This window comes from Streptomyces sp. NPDC006335 (assembly GCF_040612795.1).
In the GTDB taxonomy this organism is placed as follows: domain Bacteria; phylum Actinomycetota; class Actinomycetes; order Streptomycetales; family Streptomycetaceae; genus Streptomyces.
This window is the reverse complement of the sequence record NZ_JBEXQX010000002.1, coordinates 929666-955203: the sequence shown is the minus strand read 5'-3', so window position 1 is coordinate 955203 and position 25538 is coordinate 929666. Positions and strand designations below refer to the sequence as shown.

Below are 25538 nucleotides of genomic sequence, written 5' to 3'. Positions count from 1 at the left end.
GGACCGTGCCGGGGCGGTGGTCCGCCTGAACGGCGGAGGAATGTGGTGACGGCGCTTCCGAGAGCCGTGGCACTGAGTGTCCGTGTCACGTGGCTTGGTCACACCGGTTCCGGAGCGTGCCCGGCAAGTCGCTCAGTGCTCGCGTACGAGGTACTGCCCATGTACGTCGTACGGAACGCAGTGCGGCTTGGGAGGCTCCCGGAAGAATGTCTGTCCCGGACGGGGACGTGAAGCACCTCGCCATGGTGGGGTCGGGTGCAGACTTGAGATTAACACTACCGGATCCAACAAACATTCCCCCTCTCGAAATCCGGCACACGCCGGATCTCAGATGTCACTGGCGGCCGCGAGCGGGAGCACACAGGCCCCCTGGGCGTCGAGTTCCAGCCGGTTGGCGGCCCAGCCCTCGCCCGCCAGATGTGCCACCTTGTCGGCGCTGTCCGTGTCGACCAGCGCGAGCACGGTGGGTCCCGCCCCTGAGATGACTGCCGGGACTCCGTCGGCCCGCAGCCGCTCCACCAGTGCGGCGCTCTCCGGCATGGCGGGAGCGCGGTACTCCTGGTGGAGACGGTCCTCGGTGGCCGGCAGCAGCAGCTCGGGGCGCCTGGTGAGGGCCTCGACGAGCAGCGCGGCACGGCCGGCGTTGGCGGCGGCGTCGACGTGCGGCACGGTGCGCGGGAGCAGTCCGCGCGCCGTCTCGGTCAGGACGGGCTTCCCGGGCACGAAAACCACCGGAACGATGGAATCGTGCGGCTCCAGCCTGATCGCCCGGGCGGCACCGGCCTCCATCCAGGCGATCGTGAAGCCGCCGAGCAGGCAGGGGGCCACGTTGTCGGGGTGGCCCTCGATCTCGGTGGCGAGCTCCAGGAGCGCGGTGTCGTCGAGCCGGGCCTCGCCGCCTATGGTCACGGCACGCGCGGCGACGATTCCGGCGCAGATGGCGGCCGAGGAGGAGCCGAGGCCGCGGCCGTGCGGGATGCGGTTGGCGCAGACGATCTCCAGGCCGCGCGGCTGGCCGCCCAGCAGGTCGAAGGCGGTGCGCAGGGAGCGTACGAGAAGGTGCTTTTCGTCACGCGGGAGCGTCTCGCTCCCCTCCCCCGCGATGTCGATGTGCAGCCCTGAGTCGGCCACCCGGACGACGACGTCGTCGTAGAGCCCCAGCGAGAGGCCCAGGGCGTCGAAGCCCGGGCCGAGGTTGGCGCTGGTGGCGGGGACGCGCACCCGGACGGCGGCGGCGCGGAAGGCGGGACCGGCCATCTCTCGATGACTCTCCTTGAGCTGCGTGATTGTCGAATGACATTCGATGACGAACGAAGACCCTGCCGACCGCGGAGACGACGCGGCACCCCGCTGTACGCGAGGGCATATGCAGCGGGCGGGTTCGGTACAGCCTATCGAAGGAAGGTTCTGTGGCGACATAGGGCGCACAGGAGGCGCACGATGCGTGTCGTAAGCCCCCTGTGCACCCCTGTTGGGGATTCCCTGCTCGGGCGCCGGCGCGGGCCCGGTCGGGCCTGGTCTCAGGCGAGCCCGAGACGCTCGGCCGCCGTCGCCGCGTCGACCGGGACGGTGACGGGCTGCGGGGCGCCCGCGACGGCCCAGTCGGGGTCCTTGAGGCCGTTGCCGGTGACGGTGCAGACGATGCGCTGTCCCGGGTCGACCTTGCCCTGCTCGGCCGCCTTCAGCAGACCGGCCACCGAGGCGGCGGAGGCGGGCTCCACGAAGACGCCCTCCTGAGCGGCCAACAGCCGGTAGGCGCGCAGGATCTCACGGTCCGTCACCTCGTCGATGAACCCGCCGGACTCCTCCTTCGCCGCGAGCGCGAACTGCCAGGAGGCGGGGTTGCCGATGCGGATGGCGGTGGCGATGGTCGAGGGGTCCTTGACGACCTCGCCGCGCACGATCGGGGCACTGCCGGAGGCCTGGAAGCCCCACATCCGGGGCGTCCTGGCGGCCACACCGTCGGCGGCGTACTCCTTGTAGCCCTTCCAGTACGCCGTGATGTTGCCGGCGTTGCCGACCGGCAGGACGTGGATGTCGGGCGCGTCGCCGAGCATGTCCACGATCTCGAAGGCGGCGGTCTTCTGACCCTCGATGCGCACCGGGTTGACCGAATTGACCAGCGCCACCGGGTAGTTGTCGCTCAGTGCGCGGGCCAGGGTGAGGCAGTCGTCGAAGTTCCCGTCGACCTGGAGGATCTTCGCCCCGTGGATGAGCGCCTGGCCCATCTTGCCGAGCGCGATCTTGCCCTGCGGGACGAGCACGGCGGAGACCATGCCCGCGCGTACGGCGTAGGCGGCGGCGGAGGCCGACGTGTTGCCGGTGGAGGCGCAGATGACCGCCTTGGCGCCCTCCTCCTTGGCCCGCGTGATGGCCATGGTCATACCGCGGTCCTTGAAGGACCCGGTGGGGTTGGCGCCCTCCACCTTGAGGTGGACCTCGCACCCGGTGCGCTCGGAGAGCACCTGCGCGGGCACGAGGGGCGTACCGCCCTCGCGGAGCGTCACGACCGGCGTGGTGTCGGAGACGGGCAGCCGGTCCCGGTACTCCTCGATGATTCCGCGCCACTGGTGGGTCATTGCTGGTTACTCTCCTTCAACCCGCATGATGCTGGCGACACCCCGCACGGTGTCGAGCTTGCGCAACGCCTCGACGGTTCCGCCCAGGGCGGCGTCCGACGCGCGGTGCGTGACGACGACGAGAGACGCCTCGCCGTCCTTCCCCTGCTGCCGAACGGTATCGATGGACACCCCGTGCTCGGCGAACACGGTGGCGACCTGGGCGAGAACACCCGGTTTGTCGGCCACGTCCAGGCTGATGTGGTAGCGCGTGACGACCTCGCCCATGCCCGAGACGGTCAGGGCGGCGTAAGCGGACTCACCGGGCCCGGTCGTGCCGCTGAGCCGGTTGCGGCAGACGGCGACCAGGTCGCCGAGGACGGCGGAGGCGGTGGGGGCACCGCCCGCGCCCGGGCCGTAGAACATCAGCTGGCCTGAGGCGTCGGACTCGACGAACACGGCGTTGTAGGCGCCGCGCACGGAGGCCAGCGGGTGGCTGAGCGGGATCATCGCGGGGTGCACGCGCGCGGTGACGGACCGGCCGTCCTCGGCGCGCTCGCAGATGGCGAGCAGCTTGATCGTGCAGCCCATGTTCTTCGCGGAGGCGAAGTCGGCGGCGGTGACCTCGGTCATGCCCTCGCGGTAGACGTCGTCGAGACGCACACGCGTGTGGAAGGCGATACCGGCGAGGATGGCGGCCTTGGCGGCGGCGTCGAACCCCTCGACGTCGGCGGTCGGGTCGGCCTCCGCGTACCCGAGGGCGGTGGCCTCGTCGAGGGCCTCCTGATAGCCGGCCCCGGTGCTGTCCATCTTGTCGAGGATGAAGTTGGTGGTCCCGTTGACGATCCCGAGCACCCGGTTGACCTTGTCGCCGGCGAGGGACTCGCGCAGCGGGCGGATCAGCGGGATGGCACCGGCGACGGCGGCCTCGTAGTAGAGGTCCTTGTCGGCCTTCAGGGCCGCCGCGTGCAGGGCGGCCCCGTCCTGGGCGAGGAGGGCCTTGTTCGCGGAGACGACGGAGGCGCCGTGCTCGAAGGCGGTGGTGATGAGGGAACGGGCGGGCTCGATCCCCCCGATGACCTCCACGACCACGTCGATGTCGCCGCGTTTGACGAGGGCGGTGGCGTCGGTGGTGACGAGTTCCTGCGGGATGCCCTCACGGACCTTGGAGGGACGCCGTACCGCGACCCCCGCGAGCTCGACGGGGGCGCCGATCCGGGCGGCGAGGTCGTCGGCGTGCGTCGTCATGATGCGCGCCACCTCTGAGCCGACCACTCCACAGCCCAGCAGCGCCACCTTCAGCGGACGCGTACGCATCATCCGACCTCGTTTCCTCATACCGTCTACGGTGGGTCCAGTCTCACTCACCGGACGGGAGTTTCTGCCCCTCGTCCGGATGATGAGACATCTATTTCATTTCCACAGAGGCGGAAGACCGTAGATCTTCCACCCCTGACGTTTTTCAGCCGACATCGAGCCGCAGCAGGTCCTCCTCGGTCTCCCGGCGGACGATGACCCGGGACTCACCGTCGTTGACGGCGACGACCGGCGGGCGCAGCACGTGGTTGTAGTTGCTCGCCATGGAACGGCAGTAGGCGCCCGTCGCCGGTACGGCGATGAGGTCACCCGGTGCCAGGTCGGCCGGCAGGAACGCGTCCTTCACCACGATGTCCCCGCTCTCGCAGTGCTTGCCGACGACCCGGGCGAGCATGGGCTCGGCGTCACTGGTCCGGGAGACGAGGGCGACGGTGTACTCGGCGTCGTACAGCGCGGTGCGGATGTTGTCCGACATCCCGCCGTCGACGGAGACGTAGGTGCGCAGCCCGTCGAGGGGCTTGACGGTGCCGACCTCGTAGAGCGTGAACGCGGTGGGACCGACGATGGCCCGCCCGGGCTCGACGGAGATGCGGGGCGTGCGCAGCCTGGCGGCCTCGCACTCCCGCGTCACGATCTCGGTGAGCGCCTTGGCGATCTCGTGCGGCTCACGGGGATCGTCGTCACTCGTGTACGCGATCCCGAGCCCGCCGCCGAGGTCGATCTCGGGAAGCTCGACGCCGTGCTCGTCACGAACGTCCTTGAGCAGCCCGACCACGCGGTGCGCGGCGACCTCGAAGCCGGACATGTCGAAGATCTGCGACCCGATGTGGGAGTGGATGCCGATGAGTTCGAGCGAGTCGAGCTGAAGCGCCCGCCGCACGGCCTCGGCGGCCTGCCCGCCGGCGAGCGGGATGCCGAACTTCTGGTCCTCGTGGGCGGTGGCGATGAACTCGTGCGTGTGCGCCTCGACGCCGACGGTGATCCGGATCTGCACGCGCTGCCGCGTACCCAGCTCACGGGCGATGTGCGCGACGCGGACGATCTCCTGGAAGGAGTCGAGCACGATCCGCCCGACCCCTTCGGTGATCGCGCGGCGGATCTCCTCCGTGGACTTGTTGTTGCCGTGGAAGGCGATCCGGTCGGCGGGCATGCCGGCGGAGAGGGCGGTGGCGAGCTCCCCTCCGGAGCAGACGTCGAGGTTGAGCCCCTCCTCGTGCAGCCAGCGCACGACGGCCCGGGAGAGGAACGCCTTGCCGGCGTAGAAGACGTCGGCGTCATGGCCGAAGGCGGTGCGCCAGGCCCGCGCCCGGGCCCGGAAGTCGGCCTCGTCGACGATGTAGGCGGGAGTGCCGTGCTGTTCGGCGAGGCGCGTCGCGGTGATACCGCCCACGGTGAGGACGCCGTCCCCGTCGCGCGTGACCGTCTGGGCCCAGACCTTGGGGTCGAGGGTGTTGAGGTCGGCGGGCGGGGCGGAGTAGTGGCCCTCGGGAAGGACGTCGGCGTGACGGGGCCCTGCGGGATGTGCGGAACGGCTCATCTTCTTGACTGGCTCTCTGTTCTCAGAGGTGTTCGGGTGCGTCGATGCCGAGCAGGGTCAGGCCACCGGCCAGCACCGCCCCGGCGGCTTCGGCGAGCGCGAGCCGGGCACGGTGGGCGGCCGAGGGTTTCTCCGCGCCCCGCGGAAGGACGGCTGCGAGCAGGGGGAGCACGGCATCGGCGACGGTGACGAGGTGCCGGGCCAGGCGGTCGGGGGCGTGGTGCGCGGCGGCGGCCTGGAGGACACGGGGGTGATCGGCGAGGACGTTCCGCAGGACGGTCGTGTCGTGTACGGCGGTGTCCGGTACGGCTGTTTCCTGTACGGCTGCCTTTGTGTCCGCCCGTGGGTGCACGTCCCCCGGCTCGGCGTGGAAGCCCAGGTCGGCGGCGTTGCGGGTGAGGGCCCGGGTGCGGGCGTGGGCGTAACGGACCCGGAAGAGAGGGTTGCTCTCCCGCTGGACCAGATGGTCGGCGGTGATGCGGGGCCGGTCATGGGGGGCCGGGTGGAGAAGCGCCCAGCGGGCGGCGTCGCGGCCGAGGGAGGTGGGGTCGGCGGGGGGCCCCGGCACGGGCCGGACGTTGACGTCGAGGGGGGCGGGGGCCTCCGGGGTGCCGTACGCGTCGACCTGGGCGCCGAGGATGTCCGTCCAGGCCGGCTCGGGGCGAGCGACGCAGCTGGTGCGGACGAGGGCGCCCTGGGAGCGGAGGATGCGGGCGACGGCGTCCATCACGACGACGGCGCGCACCTCGTGGGGGGCGTGGAGCTGGGCGAGCTGCCCGGTGGGCCGGTCGACATGGCCGTACGCCCGCCCGCACCGCAGGATCTCCCGCACGAGGGCCGCTTCGGTGCCCCGCAGGCTGATGTTGAGGAACCCGGGCCCGGTGACGACGACGTCGCTGATGCCGTCGCTCTGCGCGAGGCGCCGCCGGAGGATCTCGGCGACCCGCAACGGCGGCTGCCCGGCCGGCCGGGCGAGCTGGAGGGCGACGTTGGTGGCGTAGTCACCACAGCCTCCGGGCCCCGGAGGCGTGACATGGGTCCGCCCCGGCACGACCACGTCCAGCTCCCCGTCGTCGACAGCACGACGCACCGCGCGCAGCACGGTACGGGAGAGCTCGACGGGGGTCACGGGACAAGCGTATGGGAGGAGGGGGGTGCGAGGGCGAGCGGGTTTGGCGGGGGTCCGGGATGTGGGACGGGTGGGGGGTGCGGCGGCCGGGGGCGGGTCGGCCTCGGGGAGGGTGGGGCGGCGAACGGGCGGCCGGGCGGGTTTGACGGGGCCGGTGTCGGAGCGCAGCGGGGGGTGCTGGGCCGGGTGTGGAGTGGCGTCGGCCGACGGGGTGGTGTGGCGGGGTTACGGGGTGCGGTGGGGCGGCGTGGGGTGGGCTGGCGTGGAGGGGGCTGGCGTGCGGTGAGATGGCAGCCGGTGGGGCGGCGTGGGGTGGGCTGGCGTGCGGTGAGATGGCAGCCGGTGGGGCGGCGTGCGTGTTGCGGTGGGGCGGTGTCTGGTGGGTCGGGGTGCGTGCTGCGGTGTGGTCGCGGTGGGACGGCGTGCGTGCTGCGGTGGGGTCGCGGTGGGACGGCGTTCAGGCGCCGGCTTGACCGGCCCGCTCGGTTTCCGCGCTTCCGAGGACACCCCCGACGCCCCCGACACCCCCGACGAGTGGGCTGTCGCCCTCCCCCGGGCCCGGCCCTTCCCGGCTGTCCTCGATCAACTGCCGTACAAGCCTGACAAGTTCGGCGGGTTCGAAGGGCTTGGCGAGGAAGGCGTCGACGCCGGCGTCGAGACCGCTGTCGACCTCGTGCTGCGTACAGGCGCTGACGATGGCGAGGGGAAGGTGAGCCGTCCGAGGGTCGGAACGCAGCGCCTCGGCGGTCCTCAGTCCGTCCAGCCGGGGCATGACCACATCGAGGGTCACGACATCGGGACGCACCTGATGAACGACATCCAGACACTCGACACCATCGGCCGCGGTCACGACCTCGAGACCCTCCAGCTCGAGATTGACCCTGATCAATTGCCGGATGACCTTGTTGTCGTCCACAACAAGCACCCGACCCGACGCGCCTGGCACAACTCGAGAGTAGGTGCGGACCGGCCACCGCGTCCGGGTTTTCCCCACTTCCACCCCGTGCGGGTGCCACCGGGAAACCCGTTCCTGATCACCCCGACGGAGCTGGTAGTGTTCTACCCGTCGCCAGGAGCCACCAGCTCCACGCCGACACGCCCCCGTAGCTCAGGGGATAGAGCAACGGCCTCCGGAGCCGTGTGCGCAGGTTCGAATCCTGCCGGGGGCACCCTGTATGAGGTGCCCAAAGACCCCGTCACCAGCGGAAACGCTGAGGCCGGGGTCTTCGCGTATGTGGGGGCGTGTGCCGCCATGGGCCTGTATGTCAGGGGCCGTGGACGGGCGGTGGGCGACGAACGCCCAGGTCGGCGGGCATTGCTCACGTCATGGTCCGAGCTTCCACGAGCGACCGCTGTACGTCACCCACCAGGTTCCGGAGGCGCCCAGGCTGCACGCCCTCATGTGCCATCCACTCGTCGAGGCGAGGGCGCAGGTGCCGCGCCATGCCCAGCCCGTGGCGACGCAGCACCGAGCGATTGATCGAGATCTCTGCCTGCACCTCTCTTCGGAGATCATCGGTCCAGCCCTGCGCCCGGTCGCCCTCTCCCAGAGGAGCCTTGAGAGTGGCCACAGCTTCATCAAGCACAGCGAGCGGGTCCATGGTCCTCCGAACTCCACAAGGCAGACGGGCAACAGCAGGGAACGGGCCAGAACGCCGAAGGCCCCACCCGCTCATTGTCAGTTCTTTATTGCCTCCTGGTCATCGCCCTCCCCGAGGAACTCCGCGATCCGACGGTTGGCCAAGTCCTGGCGACCGTTGAGGCACTTCGCGTACCGGCTCAGCCGCACTTCGACGCTGTTGCCCGCGCGCTCCGCGACCTTGGTGGGGTCCACGCCCGCGTTGAGCGAGGATGAGAGCGCGGAATCGAGCCTCGTTCCAGACCCGCCAGTACGTCGTCGAGGCGTCCACTTTCCCTCGTTCGTCGGCGAACAGCCGACCGTCTTCTGCTGTACCGAACTCCTCGACGTGGGCCAGGAGCATGCGCACCAGGTCAGTTGTCGAGCAGCCCCGACCTGGACGGGGCGTTCAGTGGACCGCTGTCCCACGGCGTGTCCTTGTTGCGGGGCACCTTGTGACATGACCTAGGCGTCGAGGTCGAGTCCGGCTTCGAACGTACCCGGATCCGGATGATCGCCGCGCTCGACAGTGAGCGCGGGTGGTCCTGGATACGCCGGTCGGCGCCCACCCCGCCCGTTGCACACGCACGGCAGGGCTGCTCTCCAGGGCTGAGCCGGACGGTCGCTGCCGGCCTGGGCGGTCCGTCCGGACGGACCTGGCCCCTGAGCGCGTCGATGCCCGGGTTCCCCTACCGGGACGAGAGGCGCAAGCTGGAATGGAGGCCGCCTCGCCATCCCGCGTGCGGGCTCGGGAGACGCGGTCTCGTCACTCCGAGTGGGCTCCTACGGGCCCGGCAGGAGGGAAGCGAGATGACAGAGCAGGCCACCACCGACACGCACTGGCGCCTGGCCGGTGATTGGTTCGACGTGTGCAAGTGCGCCATACCGTGCCCCTGCACGTTCGCGCAGCCTCCGACCTACGGCGACTGCGAGGGCGTGCTGGTGTGGCACATCCGCGAAGGCAGCTTCGGCGATGTGCGACTCGACGGTCTCAACGTCCTGATGCTCGGCTCCTTCGTCGGCAACGTCTGGGCCGGCGCGCACACCGACGCGTACGCCGCGGTCTTCCTCGACGAGCGCGCCGACGAGCAGCAGCGCGGTGCACTCGGGGCCATCTTCGGAGGTGAGGCGGGCGGATGGCCGGCGCAGTTCGGGGAGATGTTCCACCCCGAGATGCGCGGCATGGACTTCGCCCCGGTTCACGTGGAGATCGACGAAGACCTCGGCACCTGGCGAGCCGAGGTTCCCGGCAAGGTCACGGCCACCGCGGAGGCACTCTCCGGACCGACCACACCGGACGGCGCACGCGTCCAGGTCCACAACGCCCCGGGCGCCGAGGTCGGGCCGGGCCAGGTCGCCACCTGGGGACGGGCCACCGTCGACCGCGCCGACGCATTCGGCTTCTCCTGGGAACGCTCGGGGAAGTCGAGCAAACACTTCCCGTTCGACTGGAGTGGTCCCGACTGACGAGCTGCTCGGCCTGGCAAGGGCCGGCGGACTTCTTCGCCTGCCGGACAGCTCGGTCCTCGGGGGCCGGCCGAGTCACCCGCCGCTCATCGACGGCATCGGCCCCTGCAACCCCGGCAGCAGCCAGTCCTGGAACGGCGCGAGCACTGCCAGCACGACGAACGCGACGCCCACGACCCGGGCGAGCAGCGGACCCCGGGGCCACAGCTTCTCCAGGAAGATCACCACGGCCAGTCCGGCCATCGCCGCGACGTTCATCACGCCGAGCGGGACCAGGACGACCATCAGTCCCGCGCAGCAGCCGACGCAGTAGGCGCCGTGATGGGCGCCGACCCGCAGGTCGCGGGCTGGCTGTCGGAACGCGGCGTAGCGCACGAGGTGGCCCATGGGGTCGCGGCAGTGGCGCAGGCAGACATGCTTGAGGGGGCCGAACTCATACAGTCCCGCGAGAAGGAAGACCACCGCCCCGATCCAGCGTCCGGCGGTCGGACGGTCGTCCAGCAGAGTGCCGGTGAGGGCCAGGGCCGCGTAGGCGAGCAGCCCGAAGACGGTCCACACCAGCAGATACCCGCCCACGAACTCGGCGGTGCGCGCGGTCCGCGCCCAGCCGGAGGACTGCCGGCCGATCCCCCGCACCCACGTGATGGCCACCGGTGCCATGGACGGCAGCATCATGGCCGCCATCATCGTCACCCACAGCAGCAGGAACAGGGGCAGCGCCATCCCCATCGTGCCGGGCTCGACCCCCATGTCCCGGGCCTGCCCGATCGTCAGCGCCCAGGCGGGCGCCGATATGAGGACGACCAGGAGCCAGGCGGCCGCGAGATCCCGGGCCGGCAGCAAGCCTCCTCCCGCTCCGGTCGGTGCGCGCGACCGGGCGGATGCGAAGGCGGAGGTCTTGCTGTGACGCATCGGCGTGTCTCCCGTGGATGGTTCCAGGACAGCACGCCTTCCACCGCGTCGCGACCTCGAGCGGCTACCGGGGCTGCCGCCCACGGGTCGCACGGGAACGGTACTTCGAGGACTGCGTGCCGGGGTCGGTGTACGTCTACGGCAGCATCGCGGTGCCCTCCGATACGGTCCCGGGCCATGGTGGATGGGCGTGGTGTGCCGGAGAAGGTGGCGTGGGTTCTGGTTCGGGGTGGGCGGGTGTTGGCGGTGCGTAGTCATGGGAGGGAACTGTTTTATCTGCCGGGGGGTCATCGTGAGCCCGGTGAGTCCGACAGCGAGACTCTGGTGCGGGAGATCGACGAGGAGTTGCGGGCGGTGATCAGTCCTGCGTCCATGGTTCGCTTCGGTACTTTCGAGATCGGCGAGGGTCATCCCGGGCACGGTCCCTTCCGGATGATCTGTTACACCGCCGATCACCGTGGCGAGCTGATCCCGTCGCGGGAGATCGCCGAGAAGGCATGGTTCCGGTACGCCGATCGGGACAGGGTCTCGGTCGTCGACGGGTTGGTCTTCGACGCGCTTCACGAGGCGGGGCGGCTGCCCTGAGGGCGCGGGCGCTGAGCTTTCGGACGGGGCAGGGCGGGAACTCGCTCGTTCGTCCTGATCCGACCACGCCGAGGAGGCCGCCGTGACCGAGGAACAGCACACGCAGCAGGATCCGGCGACGCAGCACCCGCGCCCGGACTTTCCGGCGCAGGACCAGCCGCACCCGGGCTGGACCGGCCCGATGGACCCTCCGCCGGACCACGGCGAGGAGTCCTATCGCGGCACCGGTCGGCTGGAGGGCCGTAAGACCGTCATCACGGGCGGGGACTCCGGTATCGGGCGGGCGGTGGCACTGGCGTTCGCCCGGGAGGGTGCCGATGTGCTGTTCACGCATCTGCCGGAGGAGGCGGACGAGGCGCGCGAGACGTCACGCCTGGTCGAGGGCGCCGGCCGCAAGGCGGTGGCCGTCTCCTGTGACATCCGGGAGGAGGACAACTGCCGGGCGCTGGTGGAGCGCGCGGTCGCCGAGTTCGGGCGGATCGACGTGCTGGTGAACAACGCGGCGTTCCAGATGTCGCAGCCGGACGGTATCGAGGCCATCACGACCGAGCAGTTCGACCGGGTGATGCGCACCAACCTCTACGGGATGTTCTGGCTGACCAAGTTCGCCGTGCCGCACATCCCGGAGGGCGGCAGTGTCATCAACTCCACGTCGGTGCAGGCGTACAAGCCCAGTCCGCACCTGTTGGACTACGCGATGACGAAGGGCGCGATCGTGACCTTCACCCAGGGGCTGGCCCAGATGCTCGCGGAGCGCGGTATCCGCGTCAACGCGGTCGCGCCGGGACCGGTGTGGACGCCGTTGATCCCCGCGACCATGCCCGACACCGTGGAGTTCGGCAAGCAGAGTCCGCTGGGCCGCCCGGCCCAGCCCGCCGAACTGGCCCCGGCGTATGTGTACCTGGCCTCTCAGGACGCGAGCTTCGTCACCGCCGAGATCCTCAACGCGACCGGCGGCACGCCCCTGCCGTGAGCGGCCTGGCCCGTGACCTCAGGCCGGGGCCCGCCCCTTTCGGGCCGACGCCGCGGTCCGTACCGGTCTTAGCAGGGACAGCGCCGCCTCGGTGGCCTCGTCCGTGTCGATCCGCAGCAGCTGCGGGTCGGGGGTGTCGCCGTGCGGATCGCCTGGCGGTCCCTGTTTCCACAGGGCGATGTGGGGCCCGGAGCGGGGCGGGCCCCACAGGTGGGGCGGTACCGGGCCGAAGAGGGTCACGGAGGGCGTGGCGTGGGCCGTGGCGAGATGCGCCGGTCCGGTGTCGCCGCTCACGACGAGCGTGGCGTGGGCGATGAGCGCCGACAGCTCGCCGAACCGCAGACCGCCGCGCAGTACGTACCGCTCCGGCAGGCCCGCACGCGCGGCGACCTCCAGGACCACGGCGTCCTCCCCCGGGCCACCGGTCAGGACGACCTGGTGACCGGCGGTGCGCAGGCGCCGTACGAGGCGGGCGAAGCGGTCGGCCGGCCAGCGGCGGGACGCGGACTCCGCGCCGGGATGGACGACCACGGCCCCCGGCGCCGGGGACGGCGTGTCCGGTGGCGGCAGCCGCAGGTCGCCGGGGTCCGCGGCGACGCCGAACGCGGCGAGGAAGCCGCACCACCGCTCGCGCTCGTGCTGGTCCGGCCGCCACACCGGGGGCTCGGGGAGGGCCGGGTCCGGCTGGGCGTGGGCCAGGAGCCGGCGGGGGGCGAGGGCGGCCAGCGCGTCGCGGCTCTCCGGTCCGTTGCCGTGCAGGTCGACGGCGATGTCGGGGGGCGGCCCGGTCCAGTGGTCCAGCGCGGGTACGGCCCGTCTCGGAGCCTCGGCGGGGAGGATTTCGTCCACCGCTCCCGTGGCCAGGGCCGCCTCGCCGAGTGCCGGCGGGATCGCCAGGACGACGTGATGCCCGGGAAAGGCCCTGCGGAGGCCGCGCAGCGCGGGCACCGCGGCGAGCAGGTCACCCAGGCCCAGCGCACGCAGCACCAGCAGGCGGGGGCGACGCGGCGAGGTGGTCACCGGGCCCTCCGTCCGGTCAGACCCTCCGGCCGCGGGGCCGCCGCCGCGCGTTCCGCGATGCCGGTGGTGGAGCGGCCGTCCAGGTAGGGGAACAGGACGACCTGTCCGCCCCAGCTCTCCACGAGCGACGCCTCCGGCAGTTGGGCCAGGGCGTAGTCGCCGCCCTTGGCCCAGATGTGCGGGCGCAGTTCACCGAGCAGTCGCTCCGGGGTGTCCTCGTCGAACACGGCGACCGCGTCGACGCACTCCAGCGCGCGCAGCACCCGGAGCCGGTCGGCCAGCGGGACCAGGGGTCGGCCGCCGCCCTTGCGCCGGCGTACGGAGGCGTCCGAGTTGACGCACACCACCAGGCAGTCGCCGGTGCGGCGGGCGGCCTCCAGCAGGGCGACGTGGCCGGCGTGCAGCAGGTCGAAGCAGCCACCGGCGGCGACGACGGTCCCGCCGGCGGCCCGTACGCGAGCGGCCGTGCGCAGGGCGTCGTCCGTCGGCTCGTGGTCGTCGGAGCGGCTCGGGTGCGCGGCCGGTGCGGCGGTGTCCACGGCGAGCGCGCGGGCGCCGCCCTCGGCGACGTACCGGGTGGCGGCGTGTACGGCGGCCCGCACGGCGGTCTCGGTGAGCTCGCCGTCCGCGAGGGATCCGGCGGCGGTCGCCGCGAACCGGTCCCCGGCCCCGCAGGCGTCGCCCTCGGCGGTGACCGGCGACGGCACCAGCAGCGGAGCCTCCCCGTGCGACAGCAGGGCGCCCCGCCCGCCCAGCGTCACGGCCACGGAGGTCGCACGCCAGGCGCGGACGAGCGTGTCGGCGTGGCGGGCCGCGGTGTGCAGGGCGCTGCCGCCCTGCGGCTCCTCGCCGGTGCCCAGCCGGGCGGCGAAGCCACGCGCCTCGCTCGCGCACGGCGTGGCCAGCCGGACGCCGGGCACCGGCGGCTTGCCGCGCGGATGCGGATCCCAGACGACGGGCACCCGCGCGGCCGCGGACCGCAGCGGGTCGCGCAGGAGGTCGGCGGTGCCGCGGCCGTAGTCGGCGACGAGGACGGCACCGGCTTGCGCGATCGCCCGGCACGCCTCCTCGGTCCCTTCCCGGGCCCGCCCGTCGCCGTCGTCCAGGCGCAGCAGCGGCCGGTCCTCGGCGAGGACCCGGGTCTTGCTGGACAGGGCGCCGGTCAGGGGCAGCCGGACCAGGCGCACCCGGCCGGACAGCAGTCGGCACAGCGACTCGCTGGCCTCGTCGTCGCCCAGCGCGGTGACGAGGGTGACCTGCCTCCCGTCGGCCGCGGCGAGGCAGGCCGCCAGCGCGGCTCCGCCCGGGCGGGTGACGCGCCGGAGCGAGCTGACGACCGGGACGGGCGCGTCGGGGGCCAGCCGCTCGACCCGCCCGCACAGATCGTGGTCGAGCAGGGCGTCTCCTACGACGAGCAGCGGGGCCGGGGCGCTCATGTGCCGCCCTCCGTGTCCCGGTCCGCCGGTCGGCCGTCGGGCGGCACGCGTCCCGCCACGGCGCGGTCGAAGGACTCGCAGAGCATGTGGACGGCCACGAGGTGCAGTTCCTGGACCGTGGCGGTCGTCGCCGCGTCCACGCACAGGGAGTCGTCCGCGCATCCTTCCAGCGGGTTCGGCGCCGGGCCGGTCAGGCCCCAGACGGTCATGCCCAGGCGCTGCGCCTCCTTGGCGGCGACGAGCAGGTTGGCGCTGGCGCCGCTGGTCGACAGCAGCATCAGCACGTCCCCGGTGCGGCCGTGCGCGGCGACCTGCCGGGCGAAGATCTCCTGGACGCCGTAGTCGTTGGCGATGGCGGTGGTCGAGGAGGTGTCGGCGTGCAGCGCGAGCGCGGAGAACGGCGGGCGGTCGTCGCGGTAGCGGCCGACGAGTTCGGCGGTCAGGTGCTGGGCCTGGGCCGCGCTGCCGCCGTTGCCCGCGACGAGGAGCCGGGCGCCGGTGCCCAGGCGTTCGGCGAGGGAGGTCCCCCAGCGCCGGACGACGGGGGCGGCGTAGTCGCGGAACCCTTCGAGTGCCGTCATCAGGTCGTCGCAGTGTGCGGTGTCGGCGGCGAGTTTCATCGGACGACTCCTGAGAGCGAGGGAACGGAGGACACCGCGCCGTACACCCGGGTGACCCCGTCGGCGACGCGGTCCCAGGTGTAGCGGGCGAGGACCCGGCGTCGTCCGGCGGCGCCGTACCGGGTGAGCCGGTCCGGGTCGTCGAGCAGTTCCCGGACGGTTCCGCCGAGGTCGTGGTCCTCGTCGGGCGGGACCAGGACGCCCGTGACGCCGTCGGCGACGGTGTCGAGCTGTCCGCCAACGGCGGTGGCGACGACGGGGGTGCCGCAGGCCATGGCCTCGACCGGGACGATGCCGAAGGGTTCGTAGCGGGGCACGGACAGCACGAGGTCCGCGCCGGACATCAACGCGGGCATCCGGGTGCGGCTCACGCCGCCCAGCAGCGTCACCCGGTCGGCCACTCCGCACTCCTCGGCGATCGAGCACAGCCGTTCCGTCTCGGGCTCGGCGAAGAGGAGGGCCGGTTCGGGGCCCCCGGCGACGAGGAGTTCGGCGTCCGGCACGGTGGCCAGGGCGCGAATGGCCCGGTCGAAGCCCTTGCGGGGGACGAGCCGGCCGACGGTGAGCAGTCGCCGGGGCGCGGACGGGGCCCGGCGGGCGGCCGCGACCGGTGCGAACCGCACGGGGTCCACTCCGCAGGGGACCACGTGGATGCGCCGGCGGGGCAGCCCCATGGCGAGGAGTTCGCGCACCTCGTCCTCGCAGGTGGCGATGATGCCGCCGCACTCCCGGCCCACGGCCGTCTCGATCGCCACGCGTTCGCGCGGGCTGGTGTCGGCGGCGCCCTGGTGGCGTTTCTTCACGGTGCCGAGCGCGTGGTACGTCTGCACGACGGGCACGCCCGTGGCGCGTGCCCCGGCCACCGCCGCCAGGCCGGACATCCAGAAGTGGGCGTGCACCACGTCGGGTGGCTCGGTGGCCCACTCGCGGGCCAGCCAGGCTCCGAACTCCTCCATGTACGGCAGGAGTTCGTCCTTGGGTATCGGGGCCGGCGGCCCGGCGGGCACGTGGACGACCTTCACCCCGTCGGGCGTGACGACCCGCTCCGGCAGCCGCGGGTCGTCGCGGCGCGTGTACACGACGACCTCGTGGCCCCGGCGGGCCAGTCGGGCGGCGAGCTGGGCCACGTAGACGTTCTGGCCGCCCGCGTCGGGTCCGCCGAGCTCGGCCAGCGGGCTGGCGTGCTCGGAGACCATGGCGACGCGGCCGGCCGACGGCTGGCTGGGGCTCATCGGGTGACCTCCTTGATCAGGCGTTCCCAGTCGTCCCGGAAACGCCGTTCTCCGTAGCGGGTCTGTGCCGCGGCCCGGGCGGCCTCCCCGGTCAGCCGGGCGTGGGCCCGGTCCGCGAGGAATCCGCGGACGGCCTCCTCCAGTACGTCGAGGCGGTTGGAGACCACCCCGGTCCCTTCGGGCACGGCCTCCCGAACCTCCGTGGTGTCGAGGGCCACCACGGGCATCCCCAGGAACATGGCCTCCAGCAGGGACAGGCCGAGCGACGTCCACCGCACGGGGTGCAGGTACAGGCGGCAGCGGGCCATCGCGGGGTGGAGTTCGCCCTGCGGCAGGTCGCGGCTGCGGCAGCGGTCGGCCGGCAGTCCGAGATGGCCGGCGAGTCGCTCCGTGCGCATGCCGAAGACGTCCAGCGGCACCGAGCGGGCGAACCGGGGCAGCAGGTCGGTTCCGGTGGTACGTCCGCGCCGTACGGGCTCGTTGACGACGACGGCCGCGCGGGCCTCCTCGCCGGTCCACAGGGGCCCCGGGTCGATGATGCCGTGCTCGATCACCTCGGTGGGAGCGCGGCCGTTGTCCCACATCAGGCGGTTGAAGTGGGTGACGTGGACGACCGGGATGTCACTGCGGTCGGCGAGGGGGTGGCGGGTGTCGACGGGCGACTCGTGCGGGCTGTTGTGCTCGACGTAGACGGCGGGTACGTCGGTGCCGGGCCGGCGGCCGGTCCACCGCCGGGCGAGGTCCAGCTCGTGCGGCCGTTGCAGGACCATGAGGTCGATGTCGGCCTCGCGCAGTTCGGCGGGGCTCAGTTCGCGCACGGTCGCCGGCCACTGCCAGGTCCTGGCCCGGCCCAGTCCGTCCGGTCCGCGATCGGGCGTCACCGGGACGAGGAAGGTGTACGGGCCCTGGACGAACGACGTCAGCCAGGAGCCGTGCACATGCCAGACAAGGATGTTCATGCGCTCTCCTTGAGGAGTTTCTGCACGGCGCGCACCACGTCCTGGGCCGTGACCTCGTCCAGGCACGGGTGGCCCGGCACGGGACAGTGCCGGGCCCGGCTGTCGGCGCAGGGCGCGTGCTGGTCGCCGAGGAGCACGTGGGGCACCCCGTACGGCGCCCACCGCTCGGCCGGGACGACGGGCGCGAACAGGGAGACCACGGGGGTGGCGACGGCGGCGGCCAGATGGGCGGGGCCGGTGTTGCCGCTCACCACGGCCTCGGCGGCACGCAGGACGCCGGCCAGGGTCCGCGGGCTCGTCCTGCCGCCGAGGTCCACCGCCCACTCGCCGCTGACCCGCCGGGTGAGGCCGGTCTCATGGGGGCCGCCGGTGACGACGACGCGGTGCCCGGCGTCGGCGAGCAGGGCGACGGCCTCGGCGCAGCGGTCGGGACTCCAGGCGCGGGCGGGCGCGCTGGCACCGGGGTGCACGACGACGTACGGGCCGTTGCCGGTGAGCGCGACGGTGTCCGGTGGCGGGACGACACGCAGCCGTCCGTCGTCACCCGGCGGCGCGAGGAAGCCCATGGCGGCGGCGGTGTCGAGCGCGGCCTCGGCCTCGTGCCGGCCGGGCAGCCGCCGGTGCCGTACGTCGAGCAGGCGGCCCGGGTGGTCGGCGCTGTCGGCGCCGATCCGTGCCACGCCGGCCATCCGCAGCAACAGGGCCGTGGGCAGCGGGCTCTGGTGGAACGAGGTGAGGATCAGGGCGGTGTCGAAGGCCTCCGCCTTCAGGCGCTCCACCAGCGCGTCCACGTCCGCGTCGGCGACGGTGGGCGCGTCCACGCCCTCCCAGGGGGCCGCCCAGGTGATCACGTCGTCGACGCCGGGCAGGAGCCGTGCGGCGGCCTCGCCGAGCGGGCCGCAGAGCATCGTCACCCGGGAGGAGTGGGCGGCGACCGCCCGGACGGCGGGCCCGGCGAGCAGGACGTCGCCGAAGCTGTCGAGCCGCACGACCAGTGCGTTCGCCGCGTCCGCCGCCCGGGGCGCCCCGGCCGCTGCCGAGTCGGCGGTGGCGGGGCCCCGGCGTTCTGGCGGCACCTCGTCGAGGAGCTCGCGGACCGCCGTGAGCAGGTCGGGGGCGGTCCGGGGCGCGGTCTCGATCTCCTCGGGCCGGGTAGCCGCGTCGGGTACGAGCACTCCCCGGGCGCCCGCGGCGCGCGCGGCCAGGACGTCGGCCGCGATGTCGCCGATCACCACGCAGTCCGACGGAGCCACGCCGAGGCGTCGCGCCGCCTCGATCACCAGACCCGGCCGGGGCTTGCGGCAGTCGCAGCCCGCCTCGGGCAGGTGCGGGCAGTACACCCAGGTGCCGAGGCCGCCCAGCAGCGCGTCCGCCCGGGCGTTGACCCGCCGTACGTCGGCGTGCGTGAGCAGTCCGCGGCCGATGCCCGACTGGTTGCTGACCACGCCGGTCGCGACGCCCGCCGCGCGCAGCAGGTCCAGGGCCCGCCGGGCACCGGGCAGGGGGCGCACCCGGTCGGGGTCGCCGTTGTAGGGGACGTCCTCGACGAGGGTGCCGTCGCGGTCGAAGAGCACGGCGGCGAGGCGGCGGGGTGAGGTCCGGTGGTTCACCGTGTGCTCCTCAGCGGTGCCGCGCCGCGATGCCGTATCCGGCCGTCGAGCCAGTGGCGGACCGCGAGGGGCGGGATGACCAGGCTGGTGGAGAGCATGGTGGTGACCTCGCGGGCGGTCCGCGGGCCCGGTGCGATACGGGCGAGGGCGAACTCGGCGGTGCCCAGCGCCCACAGCGCCCCGGCGGCGCCGGCGGCCCGGGGCCTGCGGGCCGCCGCGCACCCGGCCGCGACGAGCGCGCCCGCCGTCACCAGCGCGTGCCGGGTGAGCCGTCCCCGGGGTGCCCCGGCGCGGATCCACCAGTCCCGCCCGTGCAGCCGGGTCATCAGGGCGTCGTCCGCGTTGCCGCGCTGGGCCCGTACCGACACCCAGCGGTCGGCCGGGCGCACCGGGTGGCGGGTGGTGCGCTGCCCTCGGCGCAGGGTCCAGCCGGCGTCCCGCACCCGCAGTGCCACGTCGGCGTCCTCGCGGAAGGCGCGCGGGAACCGTTCGTCGAAGCCGTCGACCTGCGCGAGGGCGGCCGTGCGGTAGGCCATGTCCGCCGTGGCCCAGGCGGCCCGTTCCAGTCCGGCCGTGCCGCGCTCCCAGTCGGTCGGCCTGCGGTCGGCGGGGAGCGGGACGGAGAGCCGGCCCTGGATCCCGCCCGTGACGGCGTCGGCCGCCGCGAGGTCCCCGGCGAGCCGGCGGGACCAGTCGGGCAGCACCTGGACGTCGTCGTCGAGGAAGACGGTCCAGGGGGTGGTGACCGTGCGCCAGCCCGTGTTGCGGGCGGCCGCGGGGCCGCGTCCGCCGCTGCGCAGGGTCCGCACCCGGCCGCGCAGGACGCCCGCGGCCTCCAGCGGCAGTGCCCCGGCCGGGTGCGGGCGGTCGTCGACCACGACGATCTCGGTGGGCGGATGACCGGTGGCGGTGGCGAGCGCGCGCAGGCAGTCGGCCAGGCAGGGGCGTCCGATCGTCGGTACGACGACGGAGTAGGCGGGGGCGGAGGTGGGCGTGGACGAGGTCGGAGTGGAGGGAGGGTTCGTCATGCGAACACGCCCTTCCGCCGGATCGCGAACGGCCCGAGGGCCAGCAGGTCCACGGGCGCGGACCCGAAGCACTCCAGGGCGTCCCGGGGGTCGTCGACCATGGGCCGGCCGGCCGTGTTGAGGCTGGTGTTGACCACCACGGGCAGCCCCGTGCGGCGCTCGAAGCCGTCGATCATGCGGGCCACCAGCGGCTCCGCGTCGCGCTCCACGGTCTGGATCCGGGCCGTGCCGTCCACGTGGACCACGGCCGGGATGCGGTCGCGCCAGGCGGCGGCGACCTCGTGCACGAACAGCATGTAGGGGCTGGGCAGGGGCCCGTCGAAGAGCTCCGCCGCCCGTTCCGCCAGCACCATCGGGGCGACCGGGCGGAACTCCTCCCGCCCCTTCACCGCGTTGAGGCGTTCCAGGTTCGCGGGGTGGCCGGGGTGGGCCAGGAGCGACCGGTGGCCGAGGGCCCGGGGGCCGTACTCGCTGCGTCCCTGGAACCAGGCCACGATGCCGTCCCGGGCGAGCTCGTCGGCGACGGTGTCGGCGATGTCGGCGGGCTCCTCGTAGGGGACGGCGGCACGCTCCAGCCATTCCCGCAGCTCGTCGTCGCTCCAGCCACGGCCCAGGGCGGCCGTCGGCATGGCCTCCACCGTCTCCTTCTGGTGGGCGACGTGGAGCGCGGCGCCGAGCGCCGTGCCCGCGTCACCGGCCGCGGGCTGCACCCAGACGCGGCGGAAGGGGCCCTCGCGGTGCAGCCGGGTGTTGGCCACGCAGTTGAGCGCCACACCGCCCGCCAGGGTCAGCACCTCCTCGCCGGTGCGCTCGTGCAGCCGGCGGGCCAGGCCGAGCAGGACCTCCTCCAGGCACGCCTGGGCGCTGGCCGCCGCGTCGGCGTGGTCCTGGGTCCACGGGTCGCCCGCCGCGCGCGGGGGGACCAGCGAGGACCAGGGGACCGGGCGGGCCCGGAATCCGCCCTCGCCCTCCAGGTGGACGTACTCGCGCAGCCGCTCGGCGAAGCGCGGCCGGCCGTACGACGCCAGGGCCATCACCTTGAACTCGTCGCTGCTGCGCAGGAACCCGAGGTGCTGGGTGAGCTCCTCGTAGAACAGGCCCAGGGAGTCGGGCAGGGACTGCGTGCCCAGTACGGCGAGCTCGCGGTTGGCGTAGCGGCCGGCGAGGTGGGAGCCGCACTCACCGCGGCCGTCCAGGACGAGGACGGCGCAGTCCGGGTAGGGGGAGGCCTGGCCGGCCGAGGCGGCGTGGGCGACGTGGTGGGGGACGAAGCGCACCTTGGCCGGGTCCAGTCCGGGCAGGGCCTCGGCCAGGAACTCGGGGGCCCGGCGGGCGTACTCCTGACGCAGGTGGTCCCAGGGGTCGTCCAGGCCCAACTGATCGGCGGGGCGGGCGAGTTCGGGGTCGTAGGAGTAGGCGACCGCGTCCAGCTCGGCCGGGGTGAGACCGGCCTGCTCCAGGCACCAGCGGGCGGACAGTCCGGGCAGTTCCCAGGCGGAGAAGGGGAGGGGCCGCTTGCCGTGCTTGCGGCGGCTGAAGCGCTCCTCCTCCGCCGCTGCCACGATCCTGCCGTCCATGACCAGGGCGGCGGCCGGGTCGTGGAAAAGGGCGTTGATTCCCAGGACACGCATGGGTTCCTCCGGGGCGGCGTGGTGGACGGCTGGTCGGCCTGCGGGCTCAGAGCTGCCTGATCGGCTCCGGTGCCGACCGCGCCGCGGCGAAGTAGGCGATGGTCTGCTTGATCCCCTCCTCCCAGGGCACCTTGGGCGTCCAGCCCAGCAGTTCACGGGCGAGGCGGGTGTCCGGGCGGCGGCGCTGCGGGTCGTCGACGGGGCGGTCGACGAATGCGATGCGTGAGGAGGAGCCCGCCAGTTCCACCACCCGGCGGGCGATGTCCCGGACCATGACCTCGTCGGTCCCGCCGATGTTCACGGGCCGCACCGAGCGGCTCGCGGCCACCAGCAGGATCCCGTCGACCGTGTCGTCGACGTAGCACAGGGACCGCGTCTGGCTGCCGTCACCGGCCACCGTCAACGGCTCGTCGGCCAGCGCCTGGCAGACGAAGGTGGGCACGGCACGGCCGTCGTGGGCGCGCATGCGCGGCCCGTAGGTGTTGAACAGGCGAACGATGCCCGCGTTGGCGTCCTTGGCGCGTACATGAGCGGTGACCAGCGCCTCGGCGAACCGCTTGGACTCGTCGTACACGCTGCGCGGACCCACCGGATTGACGTTGCCCCAGTAGTCCTCGCGCTGCGGATGCACCAGGGGATCGCCGTACACCTCGGACGTCGAGGCGAGCAGGAAGCGTGCCCGGTCCCGCTCGGCGAGGGCCAGCATGGTGCGAGTGCCCAGGCTGCCCGCGTCGAGCGTCTCCAGGGGAAGCCGCAGGTAGTCGGCGGGCGAGGCGGGGCAGGCGAAGTGCAGGACGACGTCGTACGGTCCCGGCAGGCGCCGTGGGCAGTCGGGCGCGGAGACGTCGCACTCCACGAACCTGAACCCGGCGCGGCCCTGGAGATGGGCGATGTTCTCGCGCGCCCCGGACGAGAGGTTGTCCGCGCAGTCGACTTCGACACCTGAATCCAGCAGGCGCTCGCACAGATGGCTGCCGAGGAAGCCGGCACCGCCGGTCACCACGGCACGGCGCCAGGGCATGCGAAAGGTGGCATCAGTCATGGGACGTCCTTCAGCCGTGCTCGCGGGGCCCGAGAACGGCACGCACGTGTCCGGTGCGGCGCGAGCGGCTCATGGAAAGGGAGTGAAAGGACAGGAATGGTCAGGACGCACCGGAACGTGCGTCAGGAACAGGGCCGTCCTGGCCGCGGCCGCCGTGTTCCCGGCGGAAGGACAGTGGTTTTTCCGCGCCAGTTGCTTTCACACTTTGATCCCTATTGTGCATAGGGCCGCCAGGGCGCGCGACTGCTGCGGAGATCGCCGGGCCTGTTGCCGGAGTGACCGGTGAGAAAGGGGAGAAGTTTGTGAGCAACCGCACTCGGCAGAGCAAGTGATGTGCGGGTGAGCGGCAGTTGAGCCCATGAGGGCGCTCGCGCGCGGCGAACCGCGGCAGAGCCGTCGGGCAGGTCTGCCACGATGGTGCGCGCCGTGACCGACTCGGTGGACGGCCGCGCAGCGCAGCCGGCGTTCCTCGGTTTCGCCTACCTGTCTGACCTGCCACTTCGCCTCTCGGGTACGCCACTGTGTCTTCCCTCCCTCCCGCCGCCTGCCCTGCCGCCGCCCCGGACACCGCCGCCGTCCCGCCCCGGGGGGCGTCACGCTCGCCGTGGCGGTCCCTGCGACACCGCGGCATGCGCTGGTGGTCCGTCGCGAACCTCGTGTCGAACATCGGCACCTGGATGCAGCTCACGGTCCAGAACCTGCTCGTCCTGCAGATCACCGGGTCCGCCGCCGCCACCGGGCTGTCGATGTCCGTCCAGGCCGGTCCCGCGCTGTTCATGAGCCTGCTGGGCGGGGCGGCCGTGGACCGCTGGTCGCGCAAGGTGACGGCGGTCGTGAGCCAGACCCTCCTGGGCGCGGTCGCCTTCGCCACGGCTGTGCTCGTGGCGCTGGACCGGCTGGACATGACGTCCCTGCTGGTGCTGGCCGCCGTGACCGGCACCATCGCCACCGTCGACGGGCCGGCGTGCGCCCTGCTGGGCAACGACCTCGTCCCGCCCGAGGACGTGCCCTCCGCCATCGGCGTCGGGGCGCTGGTGCACAGCGCCGGCCGGCTCGTCGGGACCGCCCTGGCCGGGGTGACGGTCGGCTTCCTCGGCACGGCCGCCGCGTACGCGGCCAACGGCCTGTCCTTCCTGTTCGTCGCCGCCGTCGTGCCGTTCCTGCGCCCCGCACCGGGCGCGGGGGCGGTGGTCGTGCCCGGCAGGACCACCGCGCGGACCGGGACCGACACGAGCGAGACGCGGACGGGGGCGGGGGCCGGGGCCGGGGCCGACACGACCGTGCGCGGAGGCCTGCGCTTCTTCGCGCGTCGGCCCCGTCTGGTCGCGCTCGCCGGCATCACCGGGATCAGCTCGGTCTTCGGCCGCAACTACGGGCTGACCCTGGCCGTGCTCGTCACCGGGCCGCTCGCGGGCGGCGCGGGGGCGTTCGGCACGGTCTCCGCCGTCCTCGCCGTCGGCGGCATCCTGGGCGCGTTCCTCGGCGCCCGGCTGCGGCGGCCCTCCGTCCGGCTGGTGGGCGCCCTGGCCGCCGCGGGCGCGCTGCTGCAACTGGCGGCGGGACTCTCGCCGTCGCTGGTCGTCCTGCTGGTCCTGGTCCTGCCCATGGCGGTGCTGGAATCCGTGTCGGACACCGCCCAAACGGCCGTCCTCCAGACCGACCCGCCTCCTCACCTGCGCGGGCGCGTCCTCGGCACGTGGAGCAGCATCGGCACGGTGTGGAGCCTCGGCGGCCCGCCGGCGCTGGGCCTGCTCATGGAGTTGGCCGGGGCCCGGGGAGCTCTCGTGACCGGTGGCCTGCTCATCGCCGGCACGATCGGCGCGGGATTCGTGGTGCGGGCCCGCCGCACACCGGGGCCCGTGGCCCTGCCGACGAAGCCGGGCGGCGAGGTGGCGGGCCGGGAGGCGCTGAGCACGGCCGCCTGAGGGTGGCACCGGCGGAGGGGGCGCGAACCGGGCCGTCCGTGCCGTCCGCGACGAGGTCACCTCGGCGGCCCCCGAGAGCCACCGTCGGCCGAACCATGCGGGAGACGCGCCCGTCGCCGACCTCGATCCCCGGAACCGGGGGCGAGCTCGTCCCGGCCGTCGACCGACGGGAGCGGAGCTGGACGGCGACCTCGACGACCGTCTCCGTCGAAGACCGGCAGCGGCGGGCCGTACGTCCTGGCTTCTCGTGCCGCCTCTACTCCGTGAACGCGCTCATCGCCCGGTCGAGCAGCACCGCCAGGGGAACAGCGCCCTCACAGGCCACCCACCCCACCGAAGCCGCGTCCGCGCAGGCGAGGGCGGCCGCGACCAGGGCGGTCGGCCTGGGATCCTCCGGCCGGTCGGGGCCGGACCCCAGTCGCCGGGCGATCTCCGGGACCATCATCTCCTGCCAGCCCAGCTGCTTCTCGTAGTGCCGGGCGCGCAGCGACGGGGTGTCCTGGAGCATCCGCAGATAGCTGAGGGTCCGCTCGGGCGCCGCCTCGTTCATCCGCGTCATCACGTCGAAGGCCCGGCGCAGCGCCTCCCAGGGCCGTTCCTCGTCGGGCCGGGCGGCGAGCGCGTCGGCGATCTGGCGGCCGAGCTCCTCCAGGTCGACCAGAACGATGTCCTCCTTCGTACCGAAGTGCCTAAACAGGCTGGCGCGCGACAGCCCGGCCTCGGCGGCGATCTGGTCGACGGTCGTGCGGTCGAAGCCCTGCTCGATGAAGAGCCTGAGCGCCACCTCCGTCACTTCCGCCCGGATCGTCGCTCGCATGCGTTCCCGCAGTCCGGGCTTGGCCGCCGAGCGGGTGGGAGTGCTGTCGGGGTCGGTCATGCGTGCAGAATACAGAAGAGCTCAACTTGATACTGAGTCTCAGACTGCGTTACTGTCTCTCC

Annotated in this window: 22 protein-coding genes, 1 tRNA gene and 2 pseudogenes; 5 read left to right on the top strand and 20 right to left on the bottom strand. The window is 73.1% G+C overall.

Annotation, left to right across the window (positions count from 1 at the left end; genetic code table 11):
• Window positions 1-327: 327 nt before the first annotated feature.
• The 6 genes from thrB to ABZ098_RS10325 all read right to left on the bottom strand — a co-directional run bounded on the left by thrB (window position 328) and on the right by ABZ098_RS10325 (window position 7535).
• Entirely contained in the window at window positions 328-1257 is a 930-nt protein-coding gene (gene thrB / locus ABZ098_RS10350) for a homoserine kinase (protein ID WP_356589148.1), read from the bottom strand.
• Between the two features lie 263 nt (window positions 1258-1520).
• Window positions 1521-2579 (bottom strand): threonine synthase, encoded by a 1059-nt coding sequence (thrC, locus tag ABZ098_RS10345; RefSeq protein ID WP_356589146.1) that lies wholly within the window; start codon window positions 2577-2579, stop codon window positions 1521-1523.
• Window positions 2580-2585: 6 nt separating this feature from the next.
• The gene (locus ABZ098_RS10340) at window positions 2586-3878 is read right to left on the bottom strand and encodes a homoserine dehydrogenase (protein ID WP_356589144.1); all 1293 of its coding nucleotides are present in this window, start codon (window positions 3876-3878) and stop codon (window positions 2586-2588) included.
• A 142-nt stretch (window positions 3879-4020) separates the two neighbouring features.
• Window positions 4021-5412: a diaminopimelate decarboxylase gene (lysA, locus tag ABZ098_RS10335; protein ID WP_356589142.1), complete on the bottom strand. Its 1392-nt coding sequence runs from the start codon at window positions 5410-5412 to the stop codon at window positions 4021-4023.
• Window positions 5413-5434: 22 nt separating this feature from the next.
• Window positions 5435-6541: an ArgS-related anticodon-binding protein NrtL gene (nrtL, locus tag ABZ098_RS10330; protein ID WP_356589140.1), complete on the bottom strand. Its 1107-nt coding sequence runs from the start codon at window positions 6539-6541 to the stop codon at window positions 5435-5437.
• A gap of 457 nt (window positions 6542-6998) precedes the next feature.
• Complete coding sequence (locus ABZ098_RS10325; RefSeq protein WP_356589407.1) at window positions 6999-7535, bottom strand: response regulator; 537 nt, start codon at window positions 7533-7535, stop codon at window positions 6999-7001.
• Between the two features lie 103 nt (window positions 7536-7638).
• Here ABZ098_RS10325 and ABZ098_RS10320 point away from each other — a divergent pair.
• Window positions 7639-7710 (top strand) — tRNA-Arg (locus tag ABZ098_RS10320).
• A 150-nt stretch (window positions 7711-7860) separates the two neighbouring features.
• On the opposite strand, the gene ABZ098_RS10315 is transcribed toward ABZ098_RS10320, so the two are convergent.
• Both ABZ098_RS10315 and ABZ098_RS10310 read right to left on the bottom strand, forming a co-directional pair.
• Window positions 7861-8142 (bottom strand): hypothetical protein, encoded by a 282-nt coding sequence (locus ABZ098_RS10315; protein ID WP_356589138.1) that lies wholly within the window; start codon window positions 8140-8142, stop codon window positions 7861-7863.
• Between the two features lie 77 nt (window positions 8143-8219).
• Window positions 8220-8532: pseudogene (locus ABZ098_RS10310) on the bottom strand (site-specific integrase); the annotation flags it as partial.
• 437 nt (window positions 8533-8969) lie between these two features.
• Here ABZ098_RS10310 and ABZ098_RS10305 point away from each other — a divergent pair.
• Window positions 8970-9626 carry a DUF1326 domain-containing protein gene (locus ABZ098_RS10305; protein ID WP_356589136.1) on the top strand — a complete coding sequence of 219 codons (657 nt, stop codon included), beginning with the start codon at window positions 8970-8972 and terminating at the stop codon, window positions 9624-9626.
• Window positions 9627-9701: 75 nt separating this feature from the next.
• Here ABZ098_RS10305 and ABZ098_RS10300 read toward each other — a convergent pair whose 3' ends face one another.
• Window positions 9702-10538, bottom strand: coding sequence for a DUF2182 domain-containing protein (locus ABZ098_RS10300; protein ID WP_356589134.1), 837 nt, complete (start codon window positions 10536-10538; stop codon window positions 9702-9704).
• A 177-nt stretch (window positions 10539-10715) separates the two neighbouring features.
• Between ABZ098_RS10300 and ABZ098_RS10295 the strand changes: the two genes are divergently transcribed.
• On the top strand, window positions 10716-11123 hold the full coding sequence (locus ABZ098_RS10295) for an NUDIX domain-containing protein (protein ID WP_356589132.1): 408 nt from the start codon (window positions 10716-10718) through the stop codon (window positions 11121-11123).
• Between the two features lie 82 nt (window positions 11124-11205).
• Window positions 11206-12096, top strand: a complete 891-nt coding sequence (locus tag ABZ098_RS10290; RefSeq protein ID WP_356589130.1) for an SDR family oxidoreductase — start codon at window positions 11206-11208, stop codon at window positions 12094-12096.
• Window positions 12097-12114: 18 nt separating this feature from the next.
• Here ABZ098_RS10290 and ABZ098_RS10285 read toward each other — a convergent pair whose 3' ends face one another.
• The 10 genes and pseudogenes from ABZ098_RS10285 to ABZ098_RS10240 all read right to left on the bottom strand — a co-directional run bounded on the left by ABZ098_RS10285 (window position 12115) and on the right by ABZ098_RS10240 (window position 22674).
• Window positions 12115-13116: a glycosyltransferase family 9 protein gene (locus ABZ098_RS10285; protein ID WP_356589128.1), complete on the bottom strand. Its 1002-nt coding sequence runs from the start codon at window positions 13114-13116 to the stop codon at window positions 12115-12117.
• Complete coding sequence (gene rfaE2 / locus ABZ098_RS10280; RefSeq protein WP_356589126.1) at window positions 13113-14552, bottom strand: D-glycero-beta-D-manno-heptose 1-phosphate adenylyltransferase; 1440 nt, start codon at window positions 14550-14552, stop codon at window positions 13113-13115. Before rfaE2 ends, ABZ098_RS10285 begins: the two co-directional genes overlap by 4 nt.
• The gene (locus tag ABZ098_RS10275) at window positions 14549-15172 is read right to left on the bottom strand and encodes an SIS domain-containing protein (RefSeq protein WP_356589124.1); all 624 of its coding nucleotides are present in this window, start codon (window positions 15170-15172) and stop codon (window positions 14549-14551) included. The genes rfaE2 and ABZ098_RS10275 overlap by 4 nt, the downstream gene beginning before the upstream one ends.
• On the bottom strand, window positions 15169-16404 hold the full coding sequence (locus tag ABZ098_RS10270; protein ID WP_356589122.1) for a glycosyltransferase: 1236 nt from the start codon (window positions 16402-16404) through the stop codon (window positions 15169-15171). The genes ABZ098_RS10275 and ABZ098_RS10270 overlap by 4 nt, the downstream gene beginning before the upstream one ends.
• Window positions 16401-17363: a glycosyltransferase gene (locus ABZ098_RS10265; RefSeq protein ID WP_356589120.1), complete on the bottom strand. Its 963-nt coding sequence runs from the start codon at window positions 17361-17363 to the stop codon at window positions 16401-16403. The genes ABZ098_RS10270 and ABZ098_RS10265 overlap by 4 nt, the downstream gene beginning before the upstream one ends.
• Entirely contained in the window at window positions 17360-18271 is a 912-nt protein-coding gene (locus tag ABZ098_RS10260) for a glycosyltransferase family 9 protein (protein WP_356589405.1), read from the bottom strand. Before ABZ098_RS10260 ends, ABZ098_RS10265 begins: the two co-directional genes overlap by 4 nt.
• A 174-nt stretch (window positions 18272-18445) precedes the next feature.
• A pseudogene (locus ABZ098_RS10255) lies at window positions 18446-18973 on the bottom strand (HAD-IIIA family hydrolase); the annotation flags it as partial.
• On the bottom strand, window positions 18970-20001 hold the full coding sequence (locus tag ABZ098_RS10250; protein ID WP_356589118.1) for a glycosyltransferase: 1032 nt from the start codon (window positions 19999-20001) through the stop codon (window positions 18970-18972). The pseudogene ABZ098_RS10255 and the gene ABZ098_RS10250, both read right to left, overlap by 4 nt.
• A complete protein-coding gene (locus tag ABZ098_RS10245) occupies window positions 19998-21632 on the bottom strand; it encodes a carbamoyltransferase C-terminal domain-containing protein (RefSeq protein WP_356589117.1) in 1635 nt (544 codons plus the stop codon). Before ABZ098_RS10245 ends, ABZ098_RS10250 begins: the two co-directional genes overlap by 4 nt.
• Before the next feature lie 46 nt (window positions 21633-21678).
• Complete coding sequence (locus ABZ098_RS10240) at window positions 21679-22674, bottom strand: NAD-dependent epimerase/dehydratase family protein (RefSeq protein WP_356589116.1); 996 nt, start codon at window positions 22672-22674, stop codon at window positions 21679-21681.
• A 629-nt stretch (window positions 22675-23303) separates the two neighbouring features.
• Here ABZ098_RS10240 and ABZ098_RS10235 point away from each other — a divergent pair.
• Entirely contained in the window at window positions 23304-24599 is a 1296-nt protein-coding gene (locus ABZ098_RS10235) for an MFS transporter (protein WP_356589115.1), read from the top strand.
• A 256-nt stretch (window positions 24600-24855) separates the two neighbouring features.
• Here the strand turns inward: ABZ098_RS10235 and ABZ098_RS10230 are convergent, their stop codons facing one another.
• Window positions 24856-25476 (bottom strand): helix-turn-helix domain-containing protein, encoded by a 621-nt coding sequence (locus ABZ098_RS10230; RefSeq protein WP_356589114.1) that lies wholly within the window; start codon window positions 25474-25476, stop codon window positions 24856-24858.
• Window positions 25477-25538: the final 62 nt, after the last annotated feature.